Origin of the sequence: Sodalis glossinidius str. 'morsitans' (assembly GCF_000010085.1) — a bacterium.
Lineage (GTDB): Bacteria > Pseudomonadota > Gammaproteobacteria > Enterobacterales > Enterobacteriaceae > Sodalis > Sodalis glossinidius.
In genome coordinates, this window is sequence record NC_007712.1 from 3730209 (window position 1) to 3746758 (window position 16550).

4 protein-coding genes, 1 rRNA gene and 10 pseudogenes are annotated in these 16550 nt (G+C 55.0%); 3 read left to right on the top strand and 12 right to left on the bottom strand.

Going from position 1 to position 16550, the window contains the following annotated elements; all coding sequences use genetic code 11:
- Window positions 1-22 precede the first annotated feature (22 nt).
- The 6 pseudogenes from SGP1_RS19805 to SGP1_RS19830 form a co-directional block, all read right to left on the bottom strand.
- Window positions 23-1692 (bottom strand): annotated as a pseudogene (locus SGP1_RS19805) (Na/Pi cotransporter family protein).
- 86 nt (window positions 1693-1778) lie between these two features.
- Window positions 1779-2645: pseudogene (locus tag SGP1_RS19810) on the bottom strand (ABC transporter ATP-binding protein).
- A 26-nt stretch (window positions 2646-2671) separates the two neighbouring features.
- Window positions 2672-3438: pseudogene (locus SGP1_RS19815) on the bottom strand (ABC transporter permease).
- Window positions 3439-3456: 18 nt separating this feature from the next.
- A pseudogene (locus SGP1_RS19820) lies at window positions 3457-4263 on the bottom strand (ABC transporter permease).
- Between the two features lie 3 nt (window positions 4264-4266).
- A pseudogene (locus SGP1_RS19825) lies at window positions 4267-4939 on the bottom strand (alkaline phosphatase family protein).
- 120 nt (window positions 4940-5059) lie between these two features.
- Window positions 5060-6100 (bottom strand): annotated as a pseudogene (locus SGP1_RS19830) (ABC transporter substrate-binding protein).
- Window positions 6101-6295: 195 nt separating this feature from the next.
- On the opposite strand from SGP1_RS19830, the pseudogene SGP1_RS28425 reads away from it, so the two are divergent.
- Window positions 6296-6837: pseudogene (locus tag SGP1_RS28425) on the top strand (UTRA domain-containing protein); the annotation flags it as partial.
- Here the strand turns inward: SGP1_RS28425 and SGP1_RS36835 are convergent.
- The 4 genes and pseudogenes from SGP1_RS36835 to SGP1_RS35870 all read right to left on the bottom strand — a co-directional run.
- Window positions 6832-6970, bottom strand: a pseudogene (locus SGP1_RS36835) (SDR family oxidoreductase); the annotation flags it as partial. The pseudogenes SGP1_RS28425 and SGP1_RS36835 overlap by 6 nt on opposite strands.
- Before the next feature lie 220 nt (window positions 6971-7190).
- Window positions 7191-7649 (bottom strand): Dabb family protein, encoded by a 459-nt coding sequence (locus tag SGP1_RS28430; RefSeq protein WP_148203602.1) that lies wholly within the window; start codon window positions 7647-7649, stop codon window positions 7191-7193.
- A 15-nt stretch (window positions 7650-7664) separates the two neighbouring features.
- Window positions 7665-8162, bottom strand: a complete 498-nt coding sequence (locus tag SGP1_RS35865; protein WP_041867240.1) for an alcohol dehydrogenase catalytic domain-containing protein — start codon at window positions 8160-8162, stop codon at window positions 7665-7667.
- A 299-nt stretch (window positions 8163-8461) separates the two neighbouring features.
- Window positions 8462-11033, bottom strand: a pseudogene (locus tag SGP1_RS35870) (homocysteine S-methyltransferase family protein).
- Between the two features lie 296 nt (window positions 11034-11329).
- Here SGP1_RS35870 and gntK point away from each other — a divergent pair.
- Together gntK and edd are read left to right on the top strand one after the other, a co-directional pair.
- Window positions 11330-11860 (top strand): gluconokinase, encoded by a 531-nt coding sequence (gene gntK, locus SGP1_RS19850; RefSeq protein WP_011411963.1) that lies wholly within the window; start codon window positions 11330-11332, stop codon window positions 11858-11860.
- Between the two features lie 382 nt (window positions 11861-12242).
- Window positions 12243-14003, top strand: a pseudogene (edd, locus tag SGP1_RS30310) (phosphogluconate dehydratase).
- Window positions 14004-14067: 64 nt separating this feature from the next.
- On the opposite strand, the gene metA reads toward edd, so the two are convergent.
- Together metA and rrf are read right to left on the bottom strand one after the other, a co-directional pair.
- Complete coding sequence (gene metA, locus SGP1_RS19865) at window positions 14068-14997, bottom strand: homoserine O-acetyltransferase MetA (protein ID WP_011411964.1); 930 nt, start codon at window positions 14995-14997, stop codon at window positions 14068-14070.
- Between the two features lie 1344 nt (window positions 14998-16341).
- Window positions 16342-16457: ribosomal RNA gene (gene rrf / locus SGP1_RS19870) — 5S ribosomal RNA — on the bottom strand.
- Between the last annotated feature and the right edge of the window lie 93 nt (window positions 16458-16550).

Below are 16550 nucleotides of genomic sequence, written 5' to 3' on the forward strand. Positions count from 1 at the left end.
GCCTTTTCGGCGGCGAGCGCCGTCAGGACGTGCCGGCGGCCGGTGGTCGGCTGTCGTCACGTTCGCGAACTTCATCATCTTCGGATTCTTCGTCCAGCTCCAGCACGTTATAAGCCACCGAGCAGAACAACGAATTGACCCGTTTCAGATCCCCCAGCAGACTCAAATGCAGCGAGCTGGTCTCCAGGCTCTGCACATTCTGCTGATGCAACCGGTCCACATGGGCATGGGCATAACGGCGGTCGGTGATACGAAAGCGGTGTTTGGCGCGGCGCAGACGGCGGGTGCTGGTCATGTCGTTAGACAAGAACACCGACAGGCTTAACCGTAAATTCGACATCAGCTGCTCATGCAGCGTATCCAGCTCCTTCATCCCCTGCTCCGAGAAAGCCCGGCGCGCGTTAAGCGATTTCGCGGCGATATCTCCCGTCATACGTTCGATGATATCCCCCGCCTGCTCAAGATTAAGCGCCATTTCAATAATCTCCGCCCAGCGACAGGAATCGGCTTCGTCCAGATCCTCCTTCGAGATCTGCGCCAGATAGAGTTTGATGGCCGTATACAGCACATCGACGTCGTCGTCCAGACGACGTACCTCGCGGTTTTTATCAACCTGCCCGTGCAGCACTTCGGTGTGCAGCAGCAGCATACTCTCCACCACATCGCCCATTCGCAGGGCTTCCCGGGCAGCGTTGACCAGCGCCAGCGCCGGCGTATCCAGCGCGCTGGTATCCAAATGACGTGGACGCACACTCCGATCATCTATCGGCGTATCGGCAATCCACTTGCTGCACAGACGCACCATAGGATCGGTGAAGGGCACCATGGCCAGGCAACGAAGCAGGTTGTAGAACACGTGGAAATAGATAACCAGTTCTGAATCCGCCAGCGGCAGCCGTTCCAGCAATCCCGCCAGCGGCGAGACGAACGGTAGCACGATAAGACAACCAATAAGTTTGAACAGTAAGCTGCCCAGGGCGACGCGTTTACCTTCGGCGTTCTGGCCGCTGGCGTTGAGCATCGCCAGGATCCCGCTGCCGAGATTCGCCCCGATCGCCAGGCATAGCGCCACTTTAAAGGAAATGACATCGGTGGCGGAGAGAGTCGCGGTCAGCAGCACCGCCGCCAGGCTGGAATAACTGATAATAGCAAACAGCGCCCCGGTCAAAGCATCCAGCAGAACATCGCCGGTCAGTGACGAGAACAGGTCTTTGACGCCGTTGGCCTGGGTGATGGGCGTAGAGGCGCTGACAATAAGCTCCAGAGCCAGCAGAATCAGACCCAGACCGATAGCGACTCGCCCCAGTTGGCCGACGCGGGATTGTTTACGACCGAGGAACAGGCAGACACCAATGAAAATAAGCAGCGGCGACAGCCAGGAAAGATCGAAGGTCAGCACTCGCGCCATCAGGGCGGTACCCACATCGGCGCCGAGAATGATCACCAGCGCCGGCGTCAGCGCCACCAATTTCTGGGCCACGAAGGACGTCACCAGCATGGCGGTGGCGTTGCTGCTCTGCACCAGCGCGGTCACGCCGAGGCCGGCCATAAAGGCCATGGTTTTCTTCTCTACGCTGCGGCTGAGCACCTGCCGTAGCCGGGCCCATAGACACGCATTATGCCCGTGCGAACGATATGAGTGCCCCATACCAGCAACGCCACGGCGGACAATAGATGTAACAGCGTTAACACTCGGTTTGAAGCCCCCTATTATAGATGAATACCGGCGCTCCTTACCGGCGACCCTGTGTTGATAAGGAGGTTCATGGGGCCGCGCATCAGGCAACCTCGCATAGTGTTGATAACTCTAACTGTAGACCAATTCGAACGCCATTTGGATAGCAATCTGCCACAGAACGGTTCAAAACATCCACCAACAGCAAAACATGGCGGCATTCCATACGATAGCGTATCACGTTGCCCAACAGGCTATGGCCGAGGATAACCGCGTCAAGCCCTTGCCCGGACGGCAACAGCGTAATGGATTCCGGCCGTATGGCGACCCGAGTTGTATGACCTCGCCCGGTGAGCGCGCTGGCCTGCTCGGGCTCCAGTATATTGTAACTGCCGATGAATCCGGCGGCAAAAGCATTTACCGGCCGGGTATAGAGCATTTCCGCGCTGTCGTTTTGTACAATGTGCCCCTGATTCATCCGCACGACTCTGTCGGACAGCGTCAGCGCTTCTTCTTGGTCGTGGGTGACGAAAATAGCGGTTAATTTAAGCTCCTGCTGGATGAGGCGGATTTAGTCGCGCAAATAGCGACGAATACGCGCATCCAGCGCCGATAGCGGTGGGCGAAAGTCTGCAACTCTACCAGTGCCATCGGTGCGCTGGCGGATAACATCGGGGGCCAGCTTTTGCATCTTCAGGCCAAACGCGACATTGGCCGCGACCGTCATATTGGGAAACAGCGCGTAGCTCTGGAAAACCATGCCGATACCGCGCTGTTGTGGCGGCAGCGGCAGCAGCTCTTGTCCATCAAGCGTAATCTCGCCACTGTCTACCGCGGTTAAACCGACAAGACAGCGCAATAACGTCGATTTCCCGCAACCGCTCGGGCCCAGCAAGGAGACAAATTCGCCTTCGTCAGCGTTGAAATCGATATTGGTGAACACCTGGGTCGGACCACAATGTTTGTTCAGTTACTTAACCGTTAAATACGCCATCTTCACTCCTTTTCCTTACCGACCGCATTGGCCAGCAATGTCAACAGCAGCACCACCACAAAATAGGAAATGACCAGCGCGCTGGTGAAGTGACCGCTGCCGTTACGCATGTTGTAGAGATAGACCTGCAGGGTTTCGTAGCGATTACCCACGAACAGGTTGGCGAACACGAACTTGCCGATAAGAAAGGAAAATGACAGCAGCATCGCTATCATACAACCCTTGCGCAGATTGGGCAGGATAACCAACAGCGCCGCCTGTCCGGTGCTGGCGCCCAGCAGATGGGCCGCATCCATCAGGCTGCGCAAGTTGATCGCCTGCATGTTATTGTTCACGGCGCGGTACATAAACGGCAGCATCAAGGTAAAGTAGCAGCCGATTAATATCCAGGGGGTGCCGGTTAGCGCCAGCAGGCCGTCGGAATATAGTTGCAATAGCTTTACCGAGGAGACGATGGGGGGGACGGCGAACGGCAATAGGATGAAGATATTCATCACCCCGTCCAGCCAGGGAAAGAAGTAGGCGATAACAAAAATCATCGGCAGCAGCAGCGCGCCCAGGCAAATAAGCAGAGAATGGCCCAAGGCGGTCAAAAATCGCGGGTCGCGCCACAGATCCAAAAACCAGTTAATCTCAAAACCCTGCGGTAAAATCGTGGCCCCCAGGTGCTGCTGAGGGCATAAATCAGCGTTACCGCCAGCGGTAATAACAGCACCACCAGCAGCATGACTACCACGCCGCGGTGCCAGAGTATTTCGGCCTGACTCATCCCTTTCTCCTTGCACGCTTAAAGCGCGCGGATATAGCGGCGGCGCACCAGCAGTTGATGCACCAGGGTTATCAACACCATCAGCGCCACCAGCACCATACCCAACGTGCTGGCCAGGTGCGGATCGAGATCGCCTGCCACCAGCGCAGAGATGTGGATCGGAATAATGTTGTAATTACCGGTAGTCAGCGCAAAGAGGGTGGCGTAGGCCCCGAGCGCATTCGCCAGCAGGATCACAAAGATGCCGAGCAGCACCGGGATCAATACCGGCAAACCGATGTGCCACCAGAAACGCAAACGGCTCGCACCGAGCAGCGCCGCGGATTCGCGCCATTCTTCGCACAGCGCACCGAAGGCGGGATAAAGCAGGAATACCCCTAACGGGATCTGAAAATAGGTATAAAGCACCGTTAAGCCGGTTTTGGAATACAGGCTGAAATCCGTCATCCAGCCATAGCAGCGCAGCAGCAAGGTGACGCAGCCGTTGGCGCCCAGCAAAATAATGAAAGCGAAAGCCAGCGGCACACCGGTAAAATTGATGGTCATATTGGTGAAGGCGATGGCGCAGGCGCGAGGCGCCCAGTCGATGTAAGGAGTAGCTGGCGACGGTGGCAATCAGCAGGCCGCACAGGCTGGAGGAAAACGTCAGTTGCAGGGAGAACTGCATTGCCTGGCGATAGAACGGCGAGCTGAAAATCGTGCGTTAGTTGGCAAGCCCCATCCGTCGAAGTCGCTCAGGAAACTCCTGATAGCCATCCACACCAGTGGCGCTATCTGAAACGCGCTAAAGAGTAGCGCAAACAGCAGGAGCACCAGCGCCGCCATCCTTTACCATTCATCGCAACAGATCCCCCAGGCTGGTCTGTCATGGTCCACGCCGAGCAACTGGCATTTGCAGGGGCCGCGCCGGGGAGAGTGTGAAGGCGTCGCCAAACACAAACAGCGGCACCTGGCGTTCTTCCGGTAAAATACCGGCGTGGCGGTACTGGGGCGTCGACAGGCCGTGGCAATGGCCGGCGTCGTCGATATTCATCGAATGGATCAGCAGAAAGTCAGGCTTATGGCGCACCCGCAAGCTTTCTGCATCCTCGAACACGTGGGAATCCGGGTAATGATCCGCATGATAAAAATGCCCGTACTGAATCGGCAGCGCTGGCTCCAGCGTGTGTCTGTCTTCCGCGACATTGAAGGGTGCGCGGTCATACAGTTCACTCACCCAATGATAAGCCGCTGCCGCCGTGGTGAGTCCGGCCGCACGCGCGAAGTAGAAAATACTGTGGTGGTGCGACAGGCGGATAACCTCATTATGTACCACTCCGCTTACTACCGGCGGAACACCGGTAAGAATACATTCGTACAACGGACGCGATAACGACGGCAATTCACAGGTCAACGAGTAAAGCCGGCCGCGTCCGGCGGTGCATTCGCCATGCAGGTAACCCATGGCGTCATAGGCCACCACATAGCTGAGTCCGTCCAATATCACTAAAATTGTTTTCACACCCGTTCCTCATGCCTGTCAGTCTCGCGCGGACGTCCCCGCCGCGGTCGATTACCGCTGCGAGGCGCGCGACACCGGTGAGCAGGGCCATACCGCTGGCACGGCGCCAGGGAAATCTGTTTATTGCTTCATCGCCATCATCACGTTTTCCTGCCACAGACGCGGCAGCGCTTTGGCGTTCTTTCCCCAGGCCGCGGTATAGGCTATCGGGTGGGCATTCTTATACTGTTCCTCGGGCAGCAGTTTCGCCTGGACGTTAGCCTGCAACGTCAGATGATCGACTCGAATCGGACGGGCGTAGCCACGGGCCAAATTGATCTGCCCGGCGTCCGAGAAGATATATTCACGGGCGAATTTGGCGGCGTTAGGATGTTTGGCATATTTGTTGATGATGGTGCTGTAGCCGGAGGTGATGGTGCCATCGGCAGGGATCAGCACTTCAAACCGGGTTTTATCAATGGTGTCGCGGTAGTTCAGGCCGTTAAAGTCCCAGATGATCCCGACGTCCACCTCGCCCTTCTCCAGAGCGGCGATAGTGGGATCGTTCAAGCCCAGCCGGCCGGCTTTGACCAGTTTGGCAAAGAAATCGAGGCCCGGTTGCAGATTCGTTTCGTTGCCGCCCATGGCATAAGCGGCCGCCAGCACGCCGTTTACCGCTTGCGCCGCGGTGCCGACATCCCCTAAGGCGACTTTATAATCGCCCTTGAGCAAATCCGCACAGCTATGGGGAATAACCTTCACCGTCTGTTTATTCACGATAAAAGCAATTGTGCCGGTGTAGGCCACCGCCCAGTCGCCGTCCTTATCTTTCGCCCAGGCAGGAATTTGATCACAGGTGCTGGGTTTATAGGGTTGCGTCACTCCCTTTTGTACCGCCAGCGGGGCAAAGGAGACGCCGATATCGGCGCTGGCGTTATTCTTCTCCGCCAAAAATTTGGCGATTTCCTGCGCGGAACTCATATCCGTATCGCTGTGCTGTATTTGGTATTGGCTGGCCAAATCCTACCAGGTCTGTTTCCAGTTGGCCCACGAATCGGGCATACCGACGCTCATGACCTGACCTTCCTGGCGCGCCGCCACGTCGTCGGCCACCGCGGCATAACCTGCCGGGCCTATGGCCAGCAGCGCTGTCGTTAACACAGAAGCGTACAAAAATTTCATAGCTGAAGCTCCGCTTAGAGGATGAAATTGCCTGGCCTTGCTGGTCTAGTCCAACATAGCCAAGCCAATCTAGCACAGCGGGATGAATATTTAATGACAGCCGCTCTCGGGGCCGTTTTTTTTGTTATGGTTGCTTTGATTCTGCCGCTGCTGACGAAAAAAGAGCACTCAAATTCAGACATACCGGTGATAAACATGCTCACTGAGAAGGCGTTCTCCCCCAGCGAGAGCGCGCGCTACAGGACGGTGGATGCCATCTGCCAGACTATCGCCGACTGGATAGACGCCGGTCGGCTGGGCCATAACGACCGTTTGCCGGCGGAGCGGATGATGAGCGCGCACTTTGCCACCACCCGCATCACCCTGCGTGAAGCGCTTGGGCAACTTGAGGCCAGAGGAGTCATTTACCGCGAAGAGCGGCGCGGGTGGTGTATAACCCGCTGCAGCGCAGCCATTTTCATGCCATGGCGCACGATCAGGGGCGACGGCCGGCCACGCTGGTGCTGGACGCGCGGGAGGTAGTTTACCGCATCCGACGTGTGCGGCGGATTGATGGCCGGGCGGTGCTGTACGTTGAGCATTACCTGAATCCGGTCTTTTTTCCAGCGATATTGCAGCAGGATCTCACCGCCTCGCTGACCGAACTCTATGCCAACCGTTACGATATCCGCTACGGAAACGTGCGCTTTGATATGTGTCCCACAACCTTCCCGGCGGTGGCGATAGCATGCTTAAAACGCGTCCGCCAACTGGCGGGGCCGCCCGTCAGACGCAGTGGCGCCACCGTCCACCGGCAAATTTACGCCGGTGATAAAACTGGCGTCATCGCTGGCCAGAAACACCCATCGCGGAGGCGACCTCGCTGGCTTCCCCGACGCGCGCCATGGAGATACGCCGATGTAAATTATCGCAGGTGTCGGCTGCAGCCCCCGCTATCAAGCCGGTCATGGCCAGGCTGGGACACACGGAATTTACCCGTACGCCATCGGCCGCATGGCAGGATTAAGCGTAACCATACGGCTCCGGGGGGTCGTAGTGCGAAAGCCTCAGCGACCATCGTTACCCTCCTCCGCCAACCGATCGAAAACCATTAGCGAGACTCGCCCCCCTGCGCCAATGCCGGCAACAGAACGTCAGCACTGACCGAATGATGATGGGGATGGGCCATATACACTTCCAGCGCAGCCCTATCGTCGAACCACAGCGCAAGCATGTGGCGGAAGCCTTTATAGCGCTGTACGCGGCTGCGGTTTTCGTGCCAGCGCGCGTTTTTGATGCCCGGAATGCCAACAGCGCCTGCGCTACTGACTGAATCGTTTCTTTTGAAGCATCTTGACGGAATTGCAGAAAGACGTTGTGCTCTATCATGAACCCTCCTGCAACCCGCTTTGGTCGTTGGTGCAAACGATGACCAGGTGGTAGTGCCTATCCTTGGGGACCTGCAGGCACGAAATGGGATATCCCTGCGCCCAGTCCATGGCGCCATACGAATGTCGCAAAGCGCCAGATATGCTTCTGGCCAACGGTGAAGCAGTAAATAGACGAACATTTTGCCGGCCACCCCCTACCCGACAAGCAACATACGCGGCGCCTCGGTTTGCTGTAATGCTGCGGCGGTTATTAAACGATGCAGACCATGCATTACGCTCGCCAGCAGCTCTACCAGCACACCCAGACGAGGATCCCTCAGCGATAAGGCATGCAAATGACTTTTCGGTGCGCAAATATGGGTCGCGAAACCGCCGTGATGAGTCACTCCTAACGCTTTCATTTGTAAACAATGGTTTAGCCAGCCTTCCTGACAATACTCGCATTCACCGCAGGTAATTTTGTTACTTAAAACCTGGTGAAGGGTCAGCATGCGCTCCATCTCTTCATAACCAATGTCCAGCCATGGGGACATTTTGATTTTCTCGTCGTAATAGCCGCCGCTATTGAGGATCAGGCGCAGTGTCTCCCCCTGGTAGATATAATCATTATCCTGCGCCAGCGTGACCACTTGCTTACCGGCATTACGCCAGAGCAGACCCTCCTGAGTTGCAAAGGTCACGCTAAACAACATTCCCTGCCCCTCGGTCTGTTGAATAAACGGGTAGTGCTGTTGCAAGCGCCGTAATCCGCCCAGAAAATAGTCGGCCTTCTGCGATTTTAGTTTAGTATTCGTTGTTAATATAAATAACAAAGGAACATTATTATGGAATAGTTGATGATAAAGGCAAAGTGAATATCGTAGGTTATCAAGACAAGAGATGTTGCCAATATCAGCAGTAAGCCGTAACCCGCCGTCAACGGTTGCCTTAGTAGGATGGCGTGCGCTCCCGGCGCACGCCTCAGGCCTTAATAACGGGTGCAAAACGGTCGTTAGTCGGAGTCGTAACCGAGATTTGGCCCCAGCCAGCGTTCGACCTCTTCCAGCGGTAGTCGTTTGCGCGCCGCATAGTCCCTCCACCTGATCGCGCTGGATCTGCTCCACGGCGAAGTATTTGCTTTCTGGATGGCTGAAGTACCAACCCGCAACAGATGCCCCGGGCCACATGGCGAACGATTCAGTCAATTGCATACCGGTATGACGCGTGACATCCAGCAATGCCCATAGGGTTTGCTTTTCAGTATGATCAGGACAGGCGGGATAGCCGGGCGCCGGGCGAATACCCTGATAACTTTCACGGATCAACGCCTCATTGCCCAGAAATCCCTGGCGTTCCATTTCTTTGGCAACGCTGACCATTTCATCCAGCGAAGGCGTAATCAGCCCCTACAAACCAATGATATCCACCTGCTGTTCGCGCGCGGTCTTGAGAATTTTGTCCATCGGCACCATGACGCCGAGATCGATAATGTCATAGTTATTACAGGAGAGTACCACGCCGACAATATTTTTGCCGATATCGTGCACATCGCCCTTCACGGTCGCCAGCAGAATTTTACCGGCGGCTTTAAGTTCGGTTTTCCCAGCCTGAATATAAGGCTCAAGGTAGGCCCACAGCCTGTTTCATCACCCGAGCCGACACTACCGGCGCCAAATAAATCACCCACGCGTTCATGCCGGCCATAAGCGGCCCTTCGATCACCTCGATGGGGCGTGACGCCTGCTGGTGCGCTTCTTCGGTGTCCTGCTCGATAAAGTCGGATTCCTTTGACCAGGGCATATTCCAAACGTTTGCCTACCTCCCATCCTCGCCATTCCGCCTGCTGGGGCGGCGTCTCGCCATCGCCTTTGCTGTCGCGATACTCCTCAGCCAGCGCCAGCAGCCGCTCGGTGCCATACACGCGCCGATTTAGCACCACATCTTCTACCCGCTCACGCAGCGCTGGCGGCAAATCGTCATAGATAGCCAGCTGACCGGCGTTGACGATGCCCATATCCAGACCGTTGCGAATGGCATGAACCGCCGGCAATCAGCGCATGGGGCAGTTTCGCCTTGATGTCAGCACAAGCGCCAATAAAGTCCTGGGCATAGTTATTATGTTCTTCAATACCGGTCGCCACGGCGAAGATATTGGGATCGAAGATGATATCTTCCGGCGGAAAGTCCAACGTCTCGGTCAGCAACCGGTAGGCGCGGCGGCAAATCTCGATTTTACGCGCCCGGGTGTCGGCCTGGCCGTTCTCGTCAAACGCCATTACCACCAGGGCGGCGCCGTAGCGGCGTACCAGGAGCGCGTGATGAAGAAACGCCGCCTTCCCCTCTTTCATGGAAATCGAATTAACGATGCCCTTTCCCTGAATACACTTCAGCCCCTGCTCTATTACCTGCCATTTGGAGGAGTCGATCATAATCGGCACGCGCGCGATATCCGGCTCGCCGGCGATCAAGTGCAGGAAGCGCACCATGGCGTCAAGCATACCCTCTTCCATGTTGATGTCGATAATCTGCGCGCCGTTCTCCAAGCAACGCTGCCGTAATATTCAGCGGCTCCAGGCCCGCAAGCCGGCAGGAGACCGGTAGCGCCGGCAACTAACGTGGCGCCACCTCCTCGACGGCGTTGGCCATCGCAGCGACATGCTCAGGCGCCTTGCCGCAGCAGCCACCGACGATATTCAGAAAGCCCGTGTGAGCCCATTCGCCAATATGGCGCGCCATTGCCTGCGCCCCCAGATCATATTAGCCGAATGCATTCGGCAGGCCGGCATTGGGATGAGCGCTAACAAAGCAATCGGCAATACGCGATAGTTCTGCCACGTATTGGCGCAATTCATCAGGCCCCAATACGCAGTTCAGGCTAAACGACAGCGGCCGCGCGTGGCGCAGCGAATTGTAGGTCTGTCCGGAAAGCGTACGCCCTGAGGCATCGGTAATGGTGCCCGAAATCATCACCGGCAGAGCAAGATTCTGCGCCTCAAATTCCAATTCCAGCGAAAAAACGGCGGCTTTGGAATTAAGAGTATCGAAGATGGTTTCTACCATTATGAGATCGACGCCGCCTTCCATCAGCACTCTGGCGGCAAGCATTCACTAACTGGTCAAAATCGATATTGCGGTAGGCGGGATCATTCACATTCGGCGAGATAGAGGCGGTGCGATTGGTGGGGCCTAACACGCCCGCGACATATCGCGGCTTATTCGGCGTCCGCACGCTCCAGGCATCCGCGCATTCTCGCTCCAGACGGGAGGCGGCAAGGTTGATTTCGCTCACCAGCGATTCCATCTGATAATCGGCCATTGCGATGGTAGTGGCGTAACGTATTCGTTTCAAGAATATCGGCCCCGGCGGTTAAATAGGCATCGTGAATGGCGCTGATGACATCGGGTTTGCTCAGCACCAGCAGGTCATTGTTGCCTTTCACATCGCACGGCCAATCCGCGAAGCGTTGTCCGCGGTAATCCGCCTCTTCCAGCTGATAACTCTGAATCATGGTGCCCATGCCACCGTCCAGCACCATAATCCGCTGCGCCAGCGTGGCGCCCAGTTCGTTAATCCGATTTGTCACGATGATCTCATTTATCGCCGATAAAAGGCGGCATTTCGCCGGAAACAGAGCAATATCCTATCACAGGTTAATAATGAACCCAGGCGTCGCCGCATGAGAGTTTTTCAGCCAGCGGCGGGGATGCTTAACGTTTTGTTAATCTCGCGAAAAATAATGTTTTATCGACGGTGAAATGTTTGATATTTATCACATTTAAAGATTTATTACGCCATAATAGTTGAAACATTATAAAAAGCGCGCACAATGTTACTTGTAACATCATTGTGTACTATACTAATGCTCACGGAGCTCTGCCTATGACCACCCAAACTCAAAACCATATTTTCGTCCTGATGGGCGTGTCGGGCAGCGGCAAATCCGTTGTGGCCACCGCCCTGTCCCGGGAGCTGTCCGCGGCCTTTCTCGACGGCGATTTTCTGCATCCGCGCGCCAACATTAATAAGATGTCCGCCGGCCATGCGCTCAATGACGATGACCGGGCCCCTTGGCTGGGCGCCATCAATGACGCCGCTTTCGCGATGCAGCGTACCAACGCCATCTCCATTATCGTGTGTTCAGCGTTGAAAAAGCATTACCGCGATCGTTTGCGTGAAGGGAACCCCAATTTGTCCTTCATTTACATGAAAGGTCACTTTGAGGTAATCGAAGAGCGCATGAAAGCCCGTAAAGGACACTTCTTTAAACCGCAAATGCTGGTATCCCAATTCGAGACCCTGGAAGAGCCGGGCAGCGATGAGCCGGATGTGCATGCCATTAATATCGATCAGCCTCTGGATAATGTCATTGCCGATACTGTTGCCTGGATCCGTACCGCCACCGCCGGCTGAGTCGTCGCCGGGGCGGGCATAAGGCACCCTGTCCATCCAGCGGGTATGCCCGTGCGCCGGCAGTTGAAAAGAACCTCAGTCCGTACGCTGATGTTACCCAAGCCCATCATGGATGGTGGGCTGTGTTTCCGTCGGTTGCCAAACCGGATGCGGATTGCCGTTAAAGATAAACGCGGCAATCGCCGCGCAACAGCGTCCTTTATGCGGAATGTTTCGTTTGCGCTAGATGAATCGTTTCATTAATCAGGCGCGGCTTCCCCGTCTGACATAATCGCCGCAGGTCGCGCAGTGAATAACAACAAACGGTTTACCCATTGTAATTCAACTTTACCCTCCAGCACCAGGGCGCGAAGAGAATGACGCGGTAGTAAGTGAGAAAGGTATGAATGCCACTTTACAGCGCGTAACCCAACGCATTATCGATCGCTCGCGCGCCAGCCGCGATACATACTTGACCCGCATTGACGTCGCGCGCAGCCAGACTGTCCACCGAGCGCAACTGGCTTGCGGTAATCTGGCGCACGGCTTCGCTGCCTGCCAGCCTGGCGATAAGGCGGCGTTAAAGAGTCTGACCCATAGCGATATCGCCATCATCAACTCCTATACCGATATGCTTTCCGCCCATCAGCCATACGAGCACTACCCGCAGCGGTTAAAACAGGCGCTGCAGAGCGCCTGTGCGGTAGGCCAGGTGGCCACAGGCGTACCGGCAATGTGCGACGGTGTCACCCAGGGCCAGGACGGTATGGAATTATCGTTGATGAGCCGCGAAATCATAGCCATGTCGGCGGCCATTGGACTGTCGCATAACATGTTTGATGGCGCGCTCTACCTGGGCATCTGCGATAAAATTGTCCCAGGCCTTGTGATGGCAGCACTGTCGTTCGGCCATTTGCCTTCGGTATTTGTTCCCGCCGGCCCGATGCCCACCGGCTTGCCGAATAAAGAAAAAGTGCGTATTCGCCAGCTTTTCGCCGAGGGGAAAGTGGATCGCCAAGTGATGCTGGAGGTGGAAGCCGCCTCCTATCATAGCGCCGGCACCTGCACGTTTTACGGCACCGCCAACTCCAACCAGATGGTGACAGTCCGCTACGTGACGCGCTGACCGATGCGGCGCAATACAGGTGACGCGGATGACCGAGACCAGCGGTAACTATCTGCCTATCGGTAAGCTGGTGGATGAAAAGGTGGTGGTCAATGGTATCGTGGCGCTACTGGCGACCGGCGGCTCAACCAACCATACCATGTATTTGGTGGCCATGGCCCGCGCCGCCGGTATCATCATTAACTGGGACGACTTCTCTGAATTATCGGATGCGGTACCGCTCCTTGCCAGGATATACCCCAATGGGCCGGCGGATATCAATCAATTCCATGCAGCGGGCGGCGTTGCGCTACTGGTGCGCGAACTGCTGGCCGTCGGACTATTACATGAAGACGTGCATACCATTTCCGGTTTCGGCCTAAGCCACTATACCCTTGAGCCGTGGCTGGATGAAGGTCGGTTGGCCTGGCGCGACGGTCCAGCGGCGTCGCTGGATGCGGCCATTATCGCCAGTGGCGAGCATCCTTTTGCGCCCCGCGGCGGTACCAAAGTCCTCAACGGCAATCTTGGCCGTGCGGTAATGAAAACCTCCGCCGTGCCCAAGGAAAATCAAGTCATTGAAGCGCAGGCAATGGTATCTGCAAGTCAGCACGACGTCGGTCCGGTGTTTGACGCTGGTTTACTGAACAAAGACTGCGTAGTGGTGGTGCGTTATCAAGGACCGCGCGCCAACGGCATGCCGGAACTGCATAAGCTGATGCCGCCGCTGGAGGTATTGCTTGATCGCGGTTACAAAGTGGCGTTAGTGACCGATGGCCGTCTTTCAGGCGCCTCGGGCAAAGTGCCTTCTGCCATTCATTGACACCGGAAGCGCACAATGGCGGTCTGCTCGGCAAAATCCGTAATGGCGATATCGTGCGGGTAAATGGCAAGACGGGCGAATTGGCGTTGCTGGTAGATGAAGCTGAACTGGCGCTGCGCCAGGTATCGGTACCGGATCTTTCAGCCGGTGCGGTGGGCTGCGGCCGAGAACTGTTCGGCGCACTGCGCCATCAGCTGTCCGGCGTGGAACAGGGCGCCAGTTGCATCGACTTTTAATCGCTCCCGGCCGCCGGGGACAGCGGCGCAGAATGTCGAAGAGGACCTAATCGACGGATAACGCCTATTCCAGCGTCGGATTCATACGCCGCAAATCGTACGGCGTTATCTGATAGACGTAGTAATTGAGCCAGTTAGCAACCAGCAAATGACCGTGGCTGCGCCAGCTGGCCTTTGGCGTCAGGTCGGGGTTATCCTGCAGGAAATAGTTAACCGGTAACGATGGATTAAGACCGTTTTCCCGATCGCGGTGATACTCGCTGGCCAGGGTCAGCGCATCATATTCAGGATGCCCGGTGACAAACGCCAGACGCTTATCATGGCTGGCAAACAAGTAGGCTCCCGCCTCATCGGATTCCGCCAATATTTCCAGATCAGTATGCTGGCGAATCATCGCCGTAGGGAAATCCGCATTGCGGGAATGGGGGGCCAGAAAGGTCTCATCAAAGCCTCGCGTCAACAATGCATGCGGTTTCAGCAGGTGATGCTGATAGACGCCCGCCAGTTTCTGCTGCCGGGTCATTTTGGGAATGCCGTAAAGGATATTCAACGCCGCCTGAACCGCCCAACAGACAAACAGCGTGGACGTCACATGATCGCGTGCCCAGTGCAGCACGCGGTCAATCTGCGGCCAGAAGACCACATCATGAAAATCCACCAGGCTCAGCGGCGCTCCGGTCACCACCAAGCCATCGAAATTATCATGCTGAATGTCTTCAAAATTACAGTAAAAATTATTCAGATGCTCGGCGGGCGTGTTCTTGGATTCTCGACTGTCGATGCGCAATAGTTGAATATCCACCTGCAGCGGCGAATTGGATAATAAACGCAGAAATTGGTTTTCGGTTTCGATTTTCTTCGGCATCAGATTGAGGATCAGCACTTTTAACGAGCGTATTTCCTGCGTGCTGGCGCGCGAGGACGTCATCACAAAGACATTTTCGTTACGCAGAAAATTCACTGCAGGTAACTCGTCGAATACCCGAATCGGCATAACCTTAGATCCTCAAAGCATACATTTAGACATCCAGATACCTGAAGATAGCCCCTTTGCCGCCGGATGTCGAGTTCTCAGCCGTTAGTTGAAAATGTTTCATCTTATTCTAGAAAAAGCATTAGCGAGAAAGCGCCCGGTTAGCCAGACTTGCCGATGACGATACCCCGGCAGGTATAGACCGGCCGGGATCGCATTTGCAACAACAGAATGGTCAATTAAGGCTCCAGTAATCCACAGTGTTTTTATTATCGAAGGTAACGTATAAACGTTTACCGTGGATTTCAGTGTTACCGCTCATTTTCCCGGAAACTTTACTCGCCTGAAAAGATGCTGAATCTGCCATACTCGCCATCCCTAATGCACTGGAAATTGCGCTAGTGCCAGGAATATAGTTTGTCAGGCTGGAGGAATCATTTAAATTACCGTTTTTGTAATAGACCCAATGACGCGATTGGAAGATTTTTCATTATCATCAGGCACTCCATACAAACTCTGTACCGACTTTGTGTCGTTTTTCCTTTAACGATATGCGACTCAACATAAGAAGTACTGAATTTGTCTTCTCCTACCGTCATTCCGCAAGAGCAGGCGCTAAGGGAAAGAACCACCGCTAAGACAAAACATGCCTTTTTCATTTTTATCTCCTGGTATTTCGATTAGGCGAGCAGCAAGTACAAGGCAATCCATCCAGAATTTTTTGCAACATAAAACCTATTAATCTCCAACATATTCTCTTCATATTTTTGGAGAGTTAAAATTACCCGTTGATTAATATCATTATTTAAAACATACCTGATTAGCGATAGGCGCAACAATTGTCAGTAAAGCGTTAAATCCGTTATCTTTCGGCACCAGGTGACACAGAGAATGAACAAGGCTTCATATTCTCTGCACGGCGTGAAATAACGTTTAGGTCGGCAAAACGCCATCTCGTCACCTTGATCTCGCGGAAAATTTTATATAATGCTGAAAAAGTATTCTTTTAACGCGAAAATAAACCGCCTTAATGCCGGAATATAGCGCATCGGGAGACGCTTATAGCATCAATCTCTATTATCGCTGGAGGTGGAATGTGATGGAGAGATGAAGTACCCTTTGGCCCAGGCCATCCCGCAGAACGCGTTCTTTTGGCAACCGGTGGTAAATGGATAGGGCTGTACCGCTAGAGCGGTTTTCATCTATTTCGGCGCATCTATGGATTAGAAATTCTATCTACTGAGGCAGTGCTATATGCGAAAAAACCGGAATAGAAAAGTGCTCTAGCGTTCTTGTTTTACCCGTAGGTTGCAGAGGGCTCGTTGATACTGCTCGTCACGGGCTACCCGTTAGGACGTAATGGATGCCTGGCAGTTCCCTACTCTCGCATGGGGAGACCCCACACTACCATCGGCGCTACGGCGTTTCACTTCTGAGTTCGGCATGGGGTCAGGTGGGACCACCGCGCTCGTGCCGCCAGGCAAATTCGTTTTCCGCACCGCTTTCACCATGCAGACTGCTCTTGCTGCCCAACCCTCACTTGCGTGACCATCGGGCGTTATCCGGAACATCGC

Bases quoted from the DNA above. Each gene is read 5' to 3' on its own strand.
- metA (WP_011411964.1), bottom strand. From the start codon at position 14,997: ATGCCGATTCGGGTATTCGACGAGTTACCTGCAGTGAATTTTCTGCGT.
- gntK (WP_011411963.1), top strand. From the start codon at position 11,330: ATGACCACCCAAACTCAAAACCATATTTTCGTCCTGATGGGCGTGTCG.
- SGP1_RS28430 (WP_148203602.1), bottom strand. From the start codon at position 7,649: ATGTTCGTCTATTTACTGCTTCACCGTTGGCCAGAAGCATATCTGGCG.
- SGP1_RS35865 (WP_041867240.1), bottom strand. From the start codon at position 8,162: ATGTTGTTTAGCGTGACCTTTGCAACTCAGGAGGGTCTGCTCTGGCGT.